General features: G+C 73.2%; 21 protein-coding genes, 4 tRNA genes and 1 riboswitch. Of the genes, 9 read left to right on the top strand and 16 right to left on the bottom strand.

The features are described from left to right. Positions 1–10: 10 nt before the first annotated feature. Positions 11–1,546: an HNH endonuclease signature motif containing protein gene (locus tag QSK03_RS31110; RefSeq protein ID WP_285659493.1), complete on the bottom strand. Its 1,536-nt coding sequence runs from the start codon at positions 1,544–1,546 to the stop codon at positions 11–13. A 130-nt stretch (positions 1,547–1,676) separates the two neighbouring features. On the opposite strand from QSK03_RS31110, the gene QSK03_RS31105 reads away from it, so the two are divergent. After that, positions 1,677–2,222, top strand: coding sequence for an HDIG domain-containing metalloprotein (locus QSK03_RS31105; protein ID WP_285659491.1), 546 nt, complete (start codon positions 1,677–1,679; stop codon positions 2,220–2,222). Here the strand turns inward: QSK03_RS31105 and QSK03_RS31100 are convergent. The 6 genes from QSK03_RS31100 to QSK03_RS31075 all read right to left on the bottom strand — a co-directional run bounded on the left by QSK03_RS31100 (position 2,219) and on the right by QSK03_RS31075 (position 6,295). After that, a complete protein-coding gene (locus QSK03_RS31100) occupies positions 2,219–2,539 on the bottom strand; it encodes a DMT family transporter (protein ID WP_285659489.1) in 321 nt (106 codons plus the stop codon). The genes QSK03_RS31105 and QSK03_RS31100 overlap by 4 nt on opposite strands. Before the next feature lie 12 nt (positions 2,540–2,551). Continuing rightward, a riboswitch (guanidine-III (ykkC-III) riboswitch) is annotated at positions 2,552–2,621 on the bottom strand. Positions 2,622–2,691: 70 nt separating this feature from the next. Next, the gene (locus QSK03_RS31095; protein ID WP_285659488.1) at positions 2,692–3,219 is read right to left on the bottom strand and encodes a hypothetical protein; all 528 of its coding nucleotides are present in this window, start codon (positions 3,217–3,219) and stop codon (positions 2,692–2,694) included. Positions 3,220–3,276: 57 nt separating this feature from the next. Beyond that, positions 3,277–4,278 (bottom strand): carbon-nitrogen hydrolase family protein, encoded by a 1,002-nt coding sequence (locus QSK03_RS31090; protein ID WP_285659487.1) that lies wholly within the window; start codon positions 4,276–4,278, stop codon positions 3,277–3,279. Positions 4,279–4,398: 120 nt separating this feature from the next. After that, positions 4,399–5,340 (bottom strand): AraC-like ligand-binding domain-containing protein, encoded by a 942-nt coding sequence (locus tag QSK03_RS31085; protein WP_285659486.1) that lies wholly within the window; start codon positions 5,338–5,340, stop codon positions 4,399–4,401. Positions 5,341–5,389: 49 nt separating this feature from the next. Continuing rightward, complete coding sequence (locus QSK03_RS31080) at positions 5,390–5,605, bottom strand: hypothetical protein (RefSeq protein ID WP_285659485.1); 216 nt, start codon at positions 5,603–5,605, stop codon at positions 5,390–5,392. A gap of 102 nt (positions 5,606–5,707) precedes the next feature. Continuing rightward, positions 5,708–6,295, bottom strand: a complete 588-nt coding sequence (locus QSK03_RS31075) for a methyltransferase family protein (RefSeq protein ID WP_285659483.1) — start codon at positions 6,293–6,295, stop codon at positions 5,708–5,710. Between the two features lie 130 nt (positions 6,296–6,425). Between QSK03_RS31075 and QSK03_RS31070 the strand changes: the two genes are divergently transcribed. Then, entirely contained in the window at positions 6,426–6,716 is a 291-nt protein-coding gene (locus QSK03_RS31070) for a hypothetical protein (protein WP_285659482.1), read from the top strand. Between the two features lie 71 nt (positions 6,717–6,787). Here QSK03_RS31070 and QSK03_RS31065 read toward each other — a convergent pair. From QSK03_RS31065 to QSK03_RS31050, 4 genes are all read right to left on the bottom strand, one after another. Then, positions 6,788–6,859: transfer RNA gene (locus QSK03_RS31065), tRNA-Val, on the bottom strand. Positions 6,860–6,882: 23 nt separating this feature from the next. Beyond that, positions 6,883–7,383 (bottom strand): TIGR02611 family protein, encoded by a 501-nt coding sequence (locus tag QSK03_RS31060; RefSeq protein WP_285659480.1) that lies wholly within the window; start codon positions 7,381–7,383, stop codon positions 6,883–6,885. Next, positions 7,380–8,189 (bottom strand): anti-sigma factor, encoded by an 810-nt coding sequence (locus QSK03_RS31055; RefSeq protein ID WP_285659479.1) that lies wholly within the window; start codon positions 8,187–8,189, stop codon positions 7,380–7,382. Before QSK03_RS31055 ends, QSK03_RS31060 begins: the two co-directional genes overlap by 4 nt. Then, positions 8,186–8,758: a sigma-70 family RNA polymerase sigma factor gene (locus tag QSK03_RS31050; RefSeq protein WP_285659477.1), complete on the bottom strand. Its 573-nt coding sequence runs from the start codon at positions 8,756–8,758 to the stop codon at positions 8,186–8,188. The genes QSK03_RS31055 and QSK03_RS31050 overlap by 4 nt, the downstream gene beginning before the upstream one ends. Positions 8,759–9,059: 301 nt before the next feature. Between QSK03_RS31050 and QSK03_RS31045 the strand changes: the two genes are divergently transcribed. The 6 genes from QSK03_RS31045 (at position 9,060) to QSK03_RS31020 (ending at position 10,577) form a co-directional block, all read left to right on the top strand. Continuing rightward, a complete protein-coding gene (locus QSK03_RS31045) occupies positions 9,060–9,485 on the top strand; it encodes an SsgA family sporulation/cell division regulator (RefSeq protein WP_285659475.1) in 426 nt (141 codons plus the stop codon). Between the two features lie 96 nt (positions 9,486–9,581). Further along, positions 9,582–9,654 (top strand) — tRNA-Gly (locus QSK03_RS31040). Between the two features lie 57 nt (positions 9,655–9,711). After that, positions 9,712–9,783 (top strand) — tRNA-Cys (locus tag QSK03_RS31035). Position 9,784: 1 nt separating this feature from the next. After that, positions 9,785–9,856 (top strand) — tRNA-Val (locus QSK03_RS31030). A gap of 171 nt (positions 9,857–10,027) precedes the next feature. After that, complete coding sequence (locus tag QSK03_RS31025; RefSeq protein WP_285659474.1) at positions 10,028–10,393, top strand: YybH family protein; 366 nt, start codon at positions 10,028–10,030, stop codon at positions 10,391–10,393. 28 nt (positions 10,394–10,421) lie between these two features. After that, the gene (locus QSK03_RS31020) at positions 10,422–10,577 is read left to right on the top strand and encodes a hypothetical protein (protein ID WP_285659472.1); all 156 of its coding nucleotides are present in this window, start codon (positions 10,422–10,424) and stop codon (positions 10,575–10,577) included. A gap of 12 nt (positions 10,578–10,589) precedes the next feature. Here QSK03_RS31020 and QSK03_RS31015 read toward each other — a convergent pair whose 3' ends face one another. The 3 genes from QSK03_RS31015 to QSK03_RS31005 all read right to left on the bottom strand — a co-directional run bounded on the left by QSK03_RS31015 (position 10,590) and on the right by QSK03_RS31005 (position 13,031). Further along, positions 10,590–11,387 (bottom strand): alpha/beta fold hydrolase, encoded by a 798-nt coding sequence (locus QSK03_RS31015; RefSeq protein WP_285659470.1) that lies wholly within the window; start codon positions 11,385–11,387, stop codon positions 10,590–10,592. Continuing rightward, positions 11,388–12,362 (bottom strand): NADPH:quinone oxidoreductase family protein, encoded by a 975-nt coding sequence (locus QSK03_RS31010; RefSeq protein ID WP_285659468.1) that lies wholly within the window; start codon positions 12,360–12,362, stop codon positions 11,388–11,390. 63 nt (positions 12,363–12,425) lie between these two features. Further along, on the bottom strand, positions 12,426–13,031 hold the full coding sequence (locus QSK03_RS31005) for a class I SAM-dependent methyltransferase (RefSeq protein ID WP_285659465.1): 606 nt from the start codon (positions 13,029–13,031) through the stop codon (positions 12,426–12,428). Between the two features lie 125 nt (positions 13,032–13,156). Between QSK03_RS31005 and QSK03_RS31000 the strand changes: the two genes are divergently transcribed. Then, entirely contained in the window at positions 13,157–13,396 is a 240-nt protein-coding gene (locus tag QSK03_RS31000) for a DUF8847 domain-containing protein (RefSeq protein ID WP_285659463.1), read from the top strand. On the opposite strand, the gene QSK03_RS30995 is transcribed toward QSK03_RS31000, so the two are convergent. Both QSK03_RS30995 and QSK03_RS30990 read right to left on the bottom strand, forming a co-directional pair. Continuing rightward, positions 13,375–13,770 carry a hypothetical protein gene (locus QSK03_RS30995; protein WP_285659462.1) on the bottom strand — a complete coding sequence of 132 codons (396 nt, stop codon included), beginning with the start codon at positions 13,768–13,770 and terminating at the stop codon, positions 13,375–13,377. The genes QSK03_RS31000 and QSK03_RS30995 overlap by 22 nt on opposite strands. Before the next feature lie 135 nt (positions 13,771–13,905). Beyond that, entirely contained in the window at positions 13,906–14,100 is a 195-nt protein-coding gene (locus QSK03_RS30990) for a hypothetical protein (RefSeq protein WP_285659461.1), read from the bottom strand. Positions 14,101–14,321: the final 221 nt, after the last annotated feature.

Raw genomic sequence — 14,321 nt, 5'->3', positions numbered from 1 at the left:
ACATATTGAATCAGATCTTCGCGAAAGATTCTTTCGACGCGCCGCGAGGCAGAGAGACTATTAAACGACCAGACACTATTCCGCTGCAGTCGCCTCCCGCGGCGGACCCTAAGTCAGCGGCATTGGGGTCGATCCAGGCCGGCGGGGTGAACCAGGGCAGGCCGTCGGTGATGGCGACGGTCCAGTGGCCGTGGTGGATGAGCTGGTGGTGGAACCGGCACAGCAGGGTCATGTTGTCCAGCGCGGTGTCGCCGTGGTCGAGCCAGTAGCGGACGTGGTGGGCGTGGCAGCGGCGGGGGCGTCGGGTGCAGCCGGGGAAGGCGCAGCCGCCGTCGCGAACGATCAGGGCGCGGCGGATGCCCTCGGGGGCGGTGTACGAGAGTCGCCCGACGTCGAGGGGTTCGGCGCGGGTGCCCAGGACCATCGGCACGATCCCGGCGTCGCAGGCCCATCGGCGCAGGGTGGTGACGTCGACGGGCTGTCCGGATTCGAGGGTGCCGTGCCCGATCTGGTCGCGCAGCCACCGGTGGTCGATGGTGATCGTGAGCAGCGCCCGGCCCGGCCCGGCGGTCGGGGTGGGTGCGGGGCTCGGCGCGCCCCGCAGCGGCTCGGGAACCCGCGGCTCGGGGATCAGCGCCTGCTGACCCGCTTCACCGGCGAACCCGTCGGTCGTGTCGCCGTCGGTGGTGTCGCCGTTGGTGGTGTCGCCGTTGGTGGTGTCGCCGTTGGTGGTGTCGCCGTTGGTGGTGTCGCCGTTGGTGGTGTCGCCGTTGGTGGTGTCGGCGGGCCCGGCCGCGCCTTCTCCGCGGGCGTCGGTGGCCAGCCCGGTGGCGCCGAGGGCGTGCTGGGCGAGGTCTTGGAGCGCGTCGGCCTGGCGGCGCGGCAGGTCGCGCTCGTCGTCGGGCCCCGCGGGGGTGGAGAGCAGGTCGAACACCTCGACCAGCATCTCGGCGTCCAGCGGGTCGCGCAGCTGACCCTTCAGGGCGAGGGATCCGTCGCGGCGGCGCAGCAGCCGCAGCTCGTCGTGGGGGTCGGCGCCGTCGCCGGGGGCCTGCCCGTCGGGGTCGAACTCGGCCAACAGCCGGTCGGCGACCTGGCGCAGCATCCGCGGCGGCAACCCGGCGGCCGCCTCGGCCAGGATCCGTTCACACTCGGCGAGATCGGCCGGGGCGATGGTGACCACCCGCTCCAGGCGGGCCATGGTCGTGCGGATGATCGCGATGTGGGCGGGCCCGGTGCGCCCGGCGGCGAGCACGGCCGCGGTGCACGGGTAGCGCGCCGGCAACGCCTCACCCGCCAGCGAGCAGCGCGGCACCAGGTCGGCGGCCTCGTCGCAGAGCCGGCGAGCCTCGCCGGCGTCGAACAACCCCAGATCGCCCAGCAGCCGGTGCAGCGCCTTGTCCCCGGTCTGGGTCACCACCGCGAGGCGGTCGAGCTCGGCGATGTCCTCCAGCCCCCGGTAGTACTCGCGGCGGGAGGCGACCAGACGCAGCCGGGCCCGGTCGAGCGCCTCACGCTCCACCACCCCCACACCCTGCTCGCTCATGTGTTCGAGTCTATCGAACACCACCGACACCGGCGACACCCACGACAAACCGTTTGCGATCGCGAACCGCGCACCCCGCGGCCCTAGGCTCCGTGACGGAGGCCGGACGCCGAGGACGGAAGGGTGAGACGTGCCTTCGTTCGCCGACGCCCGCGCGCTCGCGGAGACGGTCCTCGCCGACCACCTCCGCGACCGCTGGCTCCACGTCCAGGCCGTGACACGGGAGGCCCTCCAGCTCGCGGAGCTGCCGGAGGTCGACCGTGAGCCGCTGATCCAGGCCGCCGTCCTGCACGACATCGGCTACTCACCCGTGGTCGCCCGGAGCGGCTTCCACCCACTCGACGGGGCCCGCTTCCTGTCCGCCCGCGGGTACGACGACCGGGTCGTCGCGCTCGTGGCCCACCACTCCGCCGCGGTCGTCGAAGCGGCGGAGCGCGGGATCGACGGCCTGGACCGCTTCCCCGACGAGGAGAGCCCGACGCGCGACGCCCTCTGGTATAGCGACGCCGTCACCGGGCCTCGCGGCGAGCGCTGCACGCCCGACGAACGCTGGGCGGAGATCCGCGTCCGCTACGGGACGGACCACGTCGTCACCTGGTATCTCGACCGGGCCGAGCCCGTCCTGCGTGCGGCGGTCGAGCGCACCGAGGCCAGGTGGGCGGACGCTCCCCGTTAGTCCAGCAGCTTCAGCCCGACGACACCGCCGACGACGGCCACCAGGAAGACGATCTTGAGCGTGCTGACGCTCTCGTCACCCGTCGCCATCGCGTAGGCCACGGTGAGGGCGGCGCCGATGCCGACCCACACCGCGTAGGCCGTACCGGTCGGCAGGGACCGCATCGCCCACGCCAGCCCGGCCATGCTCAGGACGACGGCGACGGCGACGGCGAACACGATCGAGGGCACCAGCCGGGAGAACCCCGACGACTTCCCGAGCGCGGTGGCCCAGACGGCCTCCGTGACCCCGGACAGGACGAGCACGAACCACGCCATGACGGACCTCGCAGGGTCGCCGTCTTGTCGCGGTCTGGGTACGGCGCCGCTCGTCCAGGAGGCCCGCTCGCCCGGGCCCACCCCCGGATCGTCGCAACGGACGTCGGCGGCCGCCACGGCGGGGACGGTGAGGGCTCCCGCCGCCGGCGACGTCAGGAGTACGCGGCGGCGAGTCCCACGACGATCCCGACCACCGACACGACGCCGATCACGACCCCGCCCACGACCGCCGGGCGCTTGCTCCGACGGCTCCCGGTCGCCCACAGCGCGACGGCCGGCACGAACCCGAGCGCGAAGAGCCCCACGAACGGCAGGGTGAGGGCCGCCAGGATCCCGGCGGTCCCGGCCGGGACGGCCCGGTCCCCCTCGGGCGTGAGCTGCGCCGGGCGGACGTCCCCGGCGGTCGAGTCCGGCGAGGCGTCGACGGCCACCGGCGGCCCTCCCCCGTCGGGCGCGAACCGTCCGGTGCAGTCGTAGCGGCCCCGCCCGAGGTCGGTGCACTGCTCGACGGTCAGGGTCCCCGGCGTGCCGATCGCTCCGGCGGCGAGCCGGAGGTCCCCGATCGCCACGACGATCGGGAGCACGGCGAGCACGAGCCAGAGGATCAGCAGGATGATCTTGCCGACCGGCCCGGGGTCGCGACCGGGTCCGGGTGTCGGCGCGCCGACGAAGTCCGTCACGGCGACAGCATCACCGAGCCGGGCCCGCAGCCCGGCGCGGCGCACCGCAGCCGCGCGTCAGTCCGCCGGCGCGAGCTCGTCGGCGTCGACGAACGCCGGCACGGCGGGCACGCTGCGGTCGACGACGGCCGGGCTCGGCGCGCGGTTGATGAGCAGGCGCATGACGTCGGGACGCGAGTAGTGCCCGACCGGGTCGGCCGCCGACTTCGCGATCGCGATCATCGAGAAGTCGAGGTCGGCGACGACCATGCCCTCCTCCGTCTCCGGGAGGTCCTCGCCGAGCGGCGTGCCCTCCGGCCCGAAGATTCGCGCGAACCCGCCACCGAGCATCAGGAGCTGACGCTTGGTCTCGGTGTCGCAGTACAGGTCGTGGCCGGCCTGCCCCACGACGGCGCACGGCGCGACCACGAACGTCTGTCCCTCGACGGCGTACATGAGGCTGGCGGCGTTGTTGACCTCCGGCCCGAGCGCCCGCGCGCCGCCCCGGTAGAGCGAGAAGCTGGGCCAGGCGCCGACGTGGATCTGCTCGCCGAGGCTGTACATCGCGTACTTGGTCAGCGGCTGGAGATGTTCCCAGCAGTTCAGCGCCCCGACCCGGCCGAGCGGCGTGTCGTGGACCTGGACGTCGCTGCCGTCGCCCTCACCGAACACCGAGCGCTCGACGTGGGTCGGCTTGAGCTTGCGCCGCACGCTGATCACCTGGCCGGTGTCCGAGATCAGCGCCTGGGACATGTAGAGGCTGCCGCCCGCGCGCTCGCTGAAGCCGAAGACGACGTGGATGCCGTGCTCGCCCGCCGCGTGCGCGATGCGGCGCATGTGCTCGCCCTCGCGGGTCATCGAGTTCTCGGCGTACCGCGGCACGAACGGCATGCCCATGGCGGGCGCGTCCAGCCAGATCCACCACGGATAGCCCGGGATGAACGTCTCGGGGAAGGTGACCAGCTGGACGCCCTGCCGCGCGGCGTCGGCGATGTAGCCGATCATGTGCTCGACGCCGGCGTCGAGGTCCAGCCAGCGGGGCTCGGCCTGGACGGCGGCCGCACGCACCACGTGTGCCATGGGTACTCCTCGTCGATCGCGGTGGCGGCGACGACGTCGTCACCCGTGACGGGAGCGTGCGCGGTGCCGCGGGCGCCGGACTGACGTCGCGTGCCACCGGCACTCGCGCCGCGTGCCGACCTAGCCCCGGGAGCGGTAGGCGCCGGGGCTGACCCCCGTGGCGTCGCGGAACGCGCGGTGGAGCTGGGCCTCGCCGCCGAAGCCGCACCGCGCGGCGACGACGGCGACGGGCAGGTGCGGCTGGCCGCGGAGCAGGACCTCGGCCCGCCGGACCCGCTCGCCGCGCAGCAGCTCGCGCAGCGTCGCGCCCTCGGCCGCCAGGACGCGGAACAGCGTCCGCCGGGAGATGTGGCAGGCCGCCGCGATGTCCTCGGCGCTCACGCCCGGCAGGGCGGCGGCGCGGGCGATCGCGGTGCGCACCTGCTGACGGGTCGCGGCGTCGGTGCCGGCCTCGGTGCCCGCCGACGTCGAGGCCGCGAGCCCGAGCGCGAGCTCGAGCAGGCCCAGCGCGTGCGGCACCAGCGCGGGGGTCGGGTGACCCTGCCACGCCTCACGGGCCATCCCGACGAAGAACTCCGTCACGACGCGGCCCGGACCCGGGGCGTCGAGCGTGACCGCGGTGGCCTCACGCACCGGCGCGTGCGGCACCGCGGAGCGCGGCACCTGGATCACCAGCTGCCGGAACCGGTCACCGAACTCGAGGGTGTAGGGCCGCGTGCTGTCGTAGAACGCCATCGCCCCGGCCCGCAGGCACGCGACACGCCCGTCCTGACGGATCCGGCCGTAGCCGTCGAGCTGGATGCTCGCGAGCACGTAGTCCTCGTGGCTCCGCGCGATCAGGGTGCGGGTGCGGTCGACGCGCTGGGCGTCGGCGGTGACGGTCGAGAGCTCGACGTCGTCGAGGGCCTGGTGCTCGATCGCACCGTCGAACGGACCGTCGTGCCCGGGTCGGGCGGAGAGCTGGACGAAGGCGTCGCAGATCAGGTCGCGCCAGTAGTCGAAGGCCTGGTCCTGATCCACCGCCGTCGTGGACCACGCGGCCGCGGCCGGGGTCGCTCCCATGCCTCCGGGATTCAAGCCCGCCCCGGCGGCGGTGTCTACGTTCCGCCGATCAGGCCGGGACGGCGTACCCGAAGAACAGGACTCCCCCGATGACGAGGAACGCGCCGAGGTACCAGGCCAGCGTGCTGCGCCCGCGGTAGTTCTTGCGGTTGTTGTGGGCCTGCTGACCCACCGCCGCGGCATTGAAGTACTCGGCCCAGGACCTCCCGAGCAGGAATCCCAGAACGATTCCGGCGAGGATCCCGCTGATCGTGAACGGATTCATGGCACGCCTCCCCCCAGAGTGCCGACGGCGCTTCATCGCCGACGTCGGCGGCAAAAGGAGTATGGCCGTGACACCCACCCGTTCGAGTGAATGACACGCCATTCATCGCCGAGAACTGAGCAGCGGGACCAACCGTCCGGTGGTGGCGGCGTACTCGGCGTAGCCCGGCAGGTCGTTCACGAGCAGCGCCTCCTCGGCATCGATCCGGTGCCGGTACGCCGTCCCGACGGCGAGCAGGGTGATCGCGACCGGCACGGCGTTGCGCGTGCTGAGCGCGGCGCCGAGCCAGGCGAGGACGGCGGCCAGGTAGCCGGGGTGGCGCACGTACCGGTAGGGACCGGACGTGACGACGGGCTGCCCCTCGGCGACGCGGAGGCCCCGCGAGTAGTGGCCCCCCAGCGCTCGCATGGCGCGGACCCGCAGGCCGACGCCGGCGACCTGGACCGCGATCCCGAGGGGCCCGGACACCGCGGGCAGGCGCGCCGTCGTCGCCACCGGCGAGCCGGCCATGACCGACGCCGACAGGAAGTAGGCCCGTGTCAGCTCGCCGACGCTGGTGGTGTTGCCGGGCGCACCGACGTCGTCCGCGATCACCTCGGGGCGGAACGACTCCATCACCCTGATCGCACCGAACGCGCCGCCGACGCCGATCGCGCTCCAGACCACGTCGCGGAAGAACCTGGCTGTCACGCCGGCGAGCCTGCACCCTTGCTCCGACGGCGGCCGGCGTCACTCCTTCGGAGGTGTGGGTACGCAACCCGGTGGGCTCACCCTCGTCCTCCTCCGCCCGATCGGCGGCACGACGGAGAGGAGAGGCTCCATGTTCACTGCGGTCCGTCACTACCAGAACGAGGCCCCGGACGTCGTCGCACAGATCCAGGGGCACGAGGCCCGGCTGCGCGAGCTGATGACCGGGATCGAGGGCTTCGTCGCCTACTACCTGGTCGACAGCGGCGACGCGAGCCTCGTGACCGTGAGCGTCTTCGCCGACCGGGCCGGCGCCGAGGAGTCGACGCGCGCCGCGGCGAAGCTGATCGGCGAGCTCGGGCTCGGCGGCGCGCTGCCGAACCCGCCGACCGTCATCCAGGGCGAGGTCGTGGTCCACGCCTAGCGTCGGACGGAGAAACGAGAAAACCCCTGGCCGGTGGCTCTCGTCGAGCCTGTGACCAGGGGTTCTGCCGGTGGGCGATACTGGGATCGAACCAGTGACCTCTTCGGTGTGAACGAAGCGCTCTCCCCCTGAGCTAATCGCCCGCAGCGCGTCCGAGCCTAGACCATCAGGCGATCGGGCTCTGCAGCCAGGTCCAGCCACCGAGGCCGACGACCTTGGCGACGAGGTAGAACGCGCCGAGCAGCCAGAGGGTCGCGAGGACGACGGCGCACGTCAGCAGACCCAGCAACGCCTTGACGACGATGTTCTGGCGGCCGACCCACGCCATCCAGCGGTCGTAGTGGCGCCGGGCGAACCGCAGGAGCCGGCCGGCCCAGGTGAACTCGGTGGCGAGGATGCCGAGGCCGGCGAAGACGATCAGCCAGCCGGGGCCGGGGTAGGGGATCGCGACGACGCCCACGCACAGGACGACCGTGCCGAGGATCCCGATGGCGAGCCGCCAGGCCTTGTTCGCCTTCGGGTTCCCGCGCACGCGCGCGCGGAAATGCCGCAGACGGGTCCGCAGCGTGCGGTGCCGCGGCGCCGGCGGCATGTCCGGCTGCCCGTCGGTGGAGCCTCCGGTCGGCTGGTCCGCGGTCACGGTCGGCGGCTCGGCCGGTTCGGTCAACGTCCCACCTGTCCACTCGCGACGACTCGTGTCGGCGAGGCGGGGGCCGTGCGTCCGGGCTCGAGTGACACCGCAAACCCGGCAAACGGGACCGCCTCGGGGGTCGAGGGTACGGAACTCACTCCCGGACCCTGCCCCCCGACGTCGAACGTCCCGAGCGCCTGCGGGGTTCCGTCGACGAGCCCCCACAGGACATAGATCTCGTCGGTCGGGTTCGCCGCGAGGCCCGTCGTCAGCACCCGCTGGCCGTGGCCGTCGTCGACGACGAGGCCGACCAGGGCGCCGTTCGGGTCCGCGAGGGTGGCGTGGGCCGTGCCGGGGGTGCCGGCGTCCCGCAGGATGTCGATCACCGGCGCGTCCCGCTCGGCCTGGGCGGCCGCCACGGCCGCGGTCTCGCGCTCGGCGCGGGTCGACTGCACCGCGGTGACGATCCCGCCGACCGCCGCGATCACGAGGGCGACGGCGGCGACCGCGAGCCAGCGGTTCGCGCGCCGGCGCGACGCCAGGGGGACGACGGACGCGTCGGGGGACGCGGCCGCGGGGACCGCGGCCGGCGCGGCCTCGGCCTCCACCGCGTCGAGCAGCCGCCGCCGCAGCAGCGGCGGCGGGTCGACGGGGACGACCGCCTCGGCGAGGCCGCCGAGCATCTCGGTGGTCTCGTCGACCGTGCGACGGCAGACCGGGCACTCCTCGAGGTGCGCGGCGAACTCCGTCGCCTCGTCCTCGTCGAGGGTGTGCAGGGCCCAGCCGACGGCGAGCGCGTCGTGTGCGCCGGTGTGGGTGTCGGGGACGGCGCGTTCGTTCATCGGTCCTCCCCTTCCACCTCGACCTGGGGCCCGAGAACGGACCGCAGTTTCTGTGTGCCGGCGAACATCCGGGACTTCACGGTGCCCAGCGGCACCCCGACGAGGCTCGAGACCTCGCGCTGCGTGTAGCCGCCGAAGTACGCCAGCGCGAGCGCCTCGCGCTGTTCGGCGGGCAGGTCGGCGAGGGCGTCCCGCACCTTCCCCGCGACCACCGCCCCGAGGGCGGCTTGGTCGGCCCCCGGCCCGGGCGGGATGTTCCAGTCCTCGCCGTCGGTACTCGGCGCCACGGTGCGCTTCCGCCGTGTCGCCTCGCGGCGCACGGCGTCGACGGCGCGGTGGTGCACGAGGGTCAACAGCCAGCTGGAGACCGTCCCGCGGGCCGGGTCGAACCGCGCGGGGTCCCGCCACACCACGAGGAACGCCTCCTGCACCACGTCCTCCGCCAACGACTCGTCCACACAGATACGACGGGCCAGCGAGTAGGCCGGGCGGCCGAAGCGGTCGTAGAGCTGCGCGAGGGCGTCCGCGCTGCGCTCGCCGATCTGTTCGAGCAATGTGGCGTCAGTCACACGGGTGGGACCGTCGTCGTCACGCTCCGGAGCCGCCTCCGGGACTCCTCGCGACGCGTCGGTCACTGGTCGACCCTCTCCTTTGATGTCCGTGTCCGGGTCAGACGTCGCTCAGGCTAGTGCTCCCGGGGCACACACGAACGCCCGGCCGGGGAGGGTGCTTCGTTACGGAACCGAACCGGGTAAGCCGGTAACGAAGTGCTCGTACGGTGTGATGCATGCGTGAGCCGGGTGAACCGGCGTCACAGGGTCGTCCGCCAGTCGTTTCCCCCGACGACAGCAGCGTGCGAAAGGCAGCCACATGCTCAACGACCACACGACGATCCGCTCGACGGCGGTCTTCGACCTCGTCGGTCCGCCGAACCCGCCCGTGCCCGTCCAGGTCGAGATGCGTTACGACACGCGCGACCCCTACGCGGTGCAGGCGGCCTTCCGCACCGGCCGCGCCGGCTGGGTGGAGTGGGTGTTCTCGCGCGACCTCCTCACCGACGGTCTGCTCGGTGTCGCCGGCGCCGGCGACGTCCGGATCCGTCCGTTCGAGGCCGACGCCGAGTCGATCGAGATCGAGCTCAGCTCCCCCTCCGGTCACGCCACGTTCCGTGCCGCGAGCCGCGAGGTCTCCGAGTTCCTCGCCCGCACGCACGAGATCGTCGCCCCCGGCTGCGAGGACGACTGGCTGGACCTCGAGCACGCGCTCGGCCTGCTGCTCTCCAGCGACCCGAGCTGACAGACCCCCCCCCGCGAGGCACGGGGGGCGCACGGTGCAGTAGTGTTCTCTTCGTCGGCAACGGCGGGTCGGAACCCCGAACCCCGCCGGCCACACGCGGACGTAGCGCAGTTGGTAGCGCATCACCTTGCCAAGGTGAGGGTCGCGGGTTCGAGTCCCGTCGTCCGCTCGGGAGGCTCCTCGGCTGGTATCACGCCACGGCAGGCCGGACGACCTCCGGAAGCCTGGCGCAGTGGCCGAGTGGCTTAGGCAAGGGCCTGCAAAGCCCTGTACGCGGGTTCGATTCCCGCCTGCGCCTCGGGCGATTAGCTCAGTGGGAGAGCACTACCTTGACACGGTAGGGGTCACTGGTTCAATCCCAGTATCGCCCACCCCGGAAAGCCCTGGTCGGACGCCCGTAGCGGCTGAGACCAGGGCTTTCGTCGTGTTTGCGTGACATGTGCTGAGCCGAACAGGTGGCGCTCGGCGCCTTCTCTTCGGATCGCTGCCACGCTGAGTGACTCACGTCACCAGCAGCACCCGAGGGGGTTCCCATGAAGATCATGAGTCCGGCGCAGGGCGACGACGTCTGGCGGGACTGCTTCAACGCCGGCGACGTCGACGCTCTGGTGGGCCTGTACGAGGAGGACGCGATCTTCGTCCCGGAGCCCGGCGGGAAGCCGTTGGCCGGGCGCGACGCGATCCGGGACTTCTGCCTGAACTTCCCGATCACCGAGGCGACCATCGAGTTCCGGCCGCGCGCCATCCTCGAGCGGGACACGGACGCGCTCACCTACTCGGACTGGACGATCCGGGGCACCGGTCCCGACGGGCCGACGGCCATGGACGGCCAGGCGACCGTCCTGATGCGCAAGCAGGCCGACAGCACCTGGTTGATCGCCATGGACGACCCCTTCACCCAGCGCTGACCACGCCGCCGCGGGGCACCATGGTCCGATGACGTCCCCGGAGCGCTCGCGCGCGGAACTCCCCGACGACGCGGGCGGCGATCCGGCGTGCTGGATGCACCGGGTGTGCGCCGAGTGCGGCCGGCTCGCCGACGAGGACCCACCGACCCGGTGCCCCGCGTGCGGTGCCGCACTGGAGGTCTGAGGACAGCCCGCCTCAGGCGGCCGCCGGACGCGGGCGCGTCGCGGCGAGGATCAGGTCGGCGACGAGCGCCGGGTCGTCGCCCATCGGCACGTGGCCGCACCCGGGGAGCACGTAGACCGCGGCGTCGGGCAGCGCCCGGCGCAGGCGTCGGGACTGCCATCGGGGCAGCAGCAGGTCCCGCGCACCCCAGCCGACGGTGGTCGGCACCGACGCCCGGCGCGGCGGCACCCAGGTGTCGAGGTGGGCCAGCATCGTCGCGAACGACGTGCCCGGGTGGCTCAGGCCCTGCAGGTCGCCGGTGATCTGCACCGGGTCGACGCGCGACGGGTGCGCGAGGAGCAGCCCGACGATCGCGGTGCGCAGGACCGGCACCGCGAGCATCCGCTCGAGGCGCCGCGACGGGATCACCGCCAGCAGCGCGTGCGCCCCGCCGAGCACCGCCTTCGCGTAGCCGCGCTCGGCCCGCGACCAGAAACCGGCGGGCGAGAGCGCGGTCGCCGAGCGGACGGTGCCCCGGGCGGCGAGCTCGAGCGCGACGAGCCCGCCCATCGAGTTGCCCACGACGTGCGGGCGCTCGAGCCCCTGGGTACGGCAGAACGCCTCCACGGCGTCCGCGAGCGGGGCGATGTCGCCGGCGTAGTCGCCGGGCAGGTGCGGGGACTCGCCGTGGTCGGGCATGTCCAGCGCCCAGACCTCGCGTTCCCGCGCGAGCAGCGGCGCGACGAGGTCCCAGCCCTGGCGACGGTGGGTGATCCCGTGCAGGAGCAGCACCGGCTCGCCGGTACCGGTGCGGGTGTGGGCGAGCTCCACTCAGTGCTCCCGCGGCCGGATGACGACCTTGCCCGCGACGCGGCGCTCGGCGAGCTCGGCGATCGCCGAGGCGGCCTCGGCGAGCGGGTAGGTCGCGCTGATCGGCGGCGCCAGGCGGCCGGCGGCGACGTCGTCCCGAATGGCGTCCCACTGCCGGTGCATGAAGCCCGGGCGCTTCGAGGCGTAGGCGCCCCAGCCCGCGCCGACCACGGAGGTGTTGTTGAGCAGGAGCCGGTTGACCTTGACCGTGGGGATCTCGCCGGCCGTGAACCCGACGACCGCGAGGCGCCCGTCGTCGCCGAGGCTGCGCAGCGAGTCGGTGAAGCGGTCACCGCCGACCGGGTCGACGACGACGTCGACCCCCCGGCCCCCGGTGAGCTCCTTCGCGGCGTCCTTGAAGCCCTCGACCGGCACCCAGTGGTCCGCGCCCGCGGCCGTCGCCACCTCGCCCTTGCCCTCCGACGAGACCACGGCGATCACCGTCGCCCCGCGGGCCTTGGCGAACTGGATGCAGGCGACGCCCACGCCGCCCGCCGCGCCGTGGACGAGCACGGTCTCCCCCGCCGCGAGGTGGGAGCGGGTCTCGAGCACGAAGTGCGCGGTCAGGTAGTTCATCGGCAGGCCGGCGGCGATGTCGAACGACACCTCGTCGGGCAGCGCGAACACGGTCTCGGCGGAGACCGCGACGGTGGCGGCGAAGCCGCCGAGGACCGGCAGCGCGGCGACCCGGTCGCCCGCGGAGAAGCCGGAGTCGGCGGGCGCCTCGCGCACCGTGCCGGCCACCTCGCTGCCGAGCAGGAACGGCAGCTCCGGCTTCATCTGGTACTGGCCGCGGGTCAGCAGCAGGTCGGGGAAGACGACACCGGCCGCCTCGACGTCGACCAGCACCTGGTCGCCGGTCGCCTTCGGCTCCTCGACCTCGTTGACCTCGACCGCTTCGGGCCCGTCGAGCCGGACGACCTGCACCGCGCGCACCGCAACACCTTCACTCTCCGAGGGAACCGTCAGTCGGGACGGTTTCTACAGGAGTGGCCGGGGTCAGGTGAACCGGTAGACCGTCGTCCGCGTCGTGGCCCCGCCCTCGAGGTCGGCCGTCCCGGTCACGTCGTACGCACCGAGGGCCGTGCAGCGCCGCCGTGGCAGGTACTCGCGGCCGGGGTCGCCGACCACCACGTCGACGCCGGCCGCGGCCGCCTCGTCGCAGAAGCGCTCCATGTGCCGCGCCATCGGCTGCTCGTAGAAGACGTCGCCGGCGAGGACCACGTCGACGTCGAGGTCGAGGTCGTCCTCGAGGACGTCCCCGACCACCTCGACCGCCACGCCGTTGGCGGCGGCGTTGAGGCCGATCGCGGTGCGGGCGCGGGCGTCGGTGTCCGAGGCGACGACGGCGGTGGCGCCCGCACGGGCGGCGGCGATCGCGACGATGCCCGAGCCGGCGGCCAGGTCCAGCACGTGGCGGCCGCGCACGAGCTCGGGATGGTCGAGAACGTGGCGGGCGAGGGCCTGCCCGCCGACCCACGCGAAGGCCCAGAACGGCGGTGCCTCCTCGTCGATCGCCGACCAGGTGCGGTGGATGTCGTCGGCGAGCAGCAACGTCAGTTCGGGCACCAGGGGCGCGGTGCCCGGCGCCGTCCAGTCACGCACGCCGTCACCGCTCGTCACCGCTTGCCTCCGAAGAGACGCAGCGCCGCGGCCTGTTGATCCCTACGCTGGATCCGACGCATCATCCGTCCCACCCGCATCCGCGACCGGTGTCCGAGGAGGCCGCCATGACTCATCCGGCGGACGAGGACGCCGTCCTGCTCTACGTGGGCGGGCCGCTCGACGGGCGCGTCGAGGTCCGGGAGGCGCGCCACGGCGCCCCGCTGCCCGTGGTGACCCACACCCACCTCCACGACGGCCCCAAGGTCGTCCACGTCTACGACCTCCACCCGCTGACCCCGGGGGCCGGCGTCTACCACCTGCGGCCCGCCGAGGTCGGCGCGGATCAGTCTCCCGCCGCCAGGTAGCTCAGCCCGCACAGCGTGCCCCACGCGGCCGCGACGCCGACCGCCTTGGCGCGTGCGGTCCGGTCGGGCAGGGACGTGCCGAGCAGCACGAGGTCGACCAGGTCCGAGCCGGCGCGGACCGCGACCGCCGTGCGCAGGGCATCGCCGGCGGGCGCGAGCGCCATCGCGAGCCCGGAGGCGAGGTCGCGCCCGCCCAGCGCCCGGATGCCGATCGCGGTGGCGGTCGGCAGCGGGGCTCCCTCGGCCTGCAGCGCGGTGGGCTTCGCGAAGAGCGACGGGTTCGCGATGATCCCCACGCTGTAGCCGGCGGTGGCGACGCCGAGGGCGCGGGGGATCCAGGTCAGGTTGCGTGATCTTCTCGAGGACACGGACACCGCATACCCGAAGCGATGACTTCGCGACCGTCGCGCGGTCCTGCCCGGCGGGTCCCCCGCGTGACGCGACCCGGCCCCGAGCCGACGACACCGCGTCGGCCCGGGGCCGGGTCACCACCCCCTGGAGGTCGCCCCCTAGTCGGCGGCCTCGAGACCGAGGTCGTCGAGGACGGCGCCGACCTCGGCCTCGGTGTCGGCGACGGTGCTGTCGACGTACTCGGCGATCGGCGTCACCTCGGCGGCCGACGCGGGGAGCGCCATCCCGACCATGATCGCCGGCACCGCGACGAGGCCGAGGAGCACGGAGGCGCGGGTGCGGTTCTTCGACATGGGACGTCCCTTCCGCAGTGGTGACCGAGCGGCTGCTCAGTGAGTCCACCGTCAGCGGAATCGGTCGTACGCGTCCAGAGGGGACGACCAGGAGTAACAGGCTCGTCACCGTCCGAGTCGGACAGGGCGGTCAACGGTGCAGGTCAGCGGCGAATGGCCTGATTTGCGTAACACCGTTCGGGCTACTGCGCTGTGACCTGGTGGACCACGGGACACAACAG

The sequence above is a fragment of the Actinomycetospora sp. NBRC 106375 genome, assembly GCF_030269665.1.
Classification (GTDB): domain Bacteria; phylum Actinomycetota; class Actinomycetes; order Mycobacteriales; family Pseudonocardiaceae; genus Actinomycetospora.
This window is presented reverse-complemented; position numbering and strand designations above follow the sequence as displayed.

What these genes read in the sequence shown, in the direction of transcription:
- QSK03_RS31110 (WP_285659493.1), bottom strand. Translation starts at nt 1,546, where the DNA reads ATGAGCGAGCAGGGTGTGGGGGTGGTGGAGCGTGAGGCGCTCGACCGG.
- QSK03_RS31100 (WP_285659489.1), bottom strand. Translation starts at nt 2,539, where the DNA reads ATGGCGTGGTTCGTGCTCGTCCTGTCCGGGGTCACGGAGGCCGTCTGG.
- QSK03_RS31090 (WP_285659487.1), bottom strand. Translation starts at nt 4,278, where the DNA reads ATGGCACACGTGGTGCGTGCGGCCGCCGTCCAGGCCGAGCCCCGCTGG.
- QSK03_RS31085 (WP_285659486.1), bottom strand. Translation starts at nt 5,340, where the DNA reads ATGGGAGCGACCCCGGCCGCGGCCGCGTGGTCCACGACGGCGGTGGAT.
- QSK03_RS31080 (WP_285659485.1), bottom strand. Translation starts at nt 5,605, where the DNA reads ATGAATCCGTTCACGATCAGCGGGATCCTCGCCGGAATCGTTCTGGGA.
- QSK03_RS31070 (WP_285659482.1), top strand. Translation starts at nt 6,426, where the DNA reads ATGTTCACTGCGGTCCGTCACTACCAGAACGAGGCCCCGGACGTCGTC.
- QSK03_RS31055 (WP_285659479.1), bottom strand. Translation starts at nt 8,189, where the DNA reads ATGAACGAACGCGCCGTCCCCGACACCCACACCGGCGCACACGACGCG.
- QSK03_RS31045 (WP_285659475.1), top strand. Translation starts at nt 9,060, where the DNA reads ATGCTCAACGACCACACGACGATCCGCTCGACGGCGGTCTTCGACCTC.
- QSK03_RS31025 (WP_285659474.1), top strand. Translation starts at nt 10,028, where the DNA reads ATGAGTCCGGCGCAGGGCGACGACGTCTGGCGGGACTGCTTCAACGCC.
- QSK03_RS31020 (WP_285659472.1), top strand. Translation starts at nt 10,422, where the DNA reads ATGACGTCCCCGGAGCGCTCGCGCGCGGAACTCCCCGACGACGCGGGC.
- QSK03_RS31000 (WP_285659463.1), top strand. Translation starts at nt 13,157, where the DNA reads ATGACTCATCCGGCGGACGAGGACGCCGTCCTGCTCTACGTGGGCGGG.
- QSK03_RS30990 (WP_285659461.1), bottom strand. Translation starts at nt 14,100, where the DNA reads ATGTCGAAGAACCGCACCCGCGCCTCCGTGCTCCTCGGCCTCGTCGCG.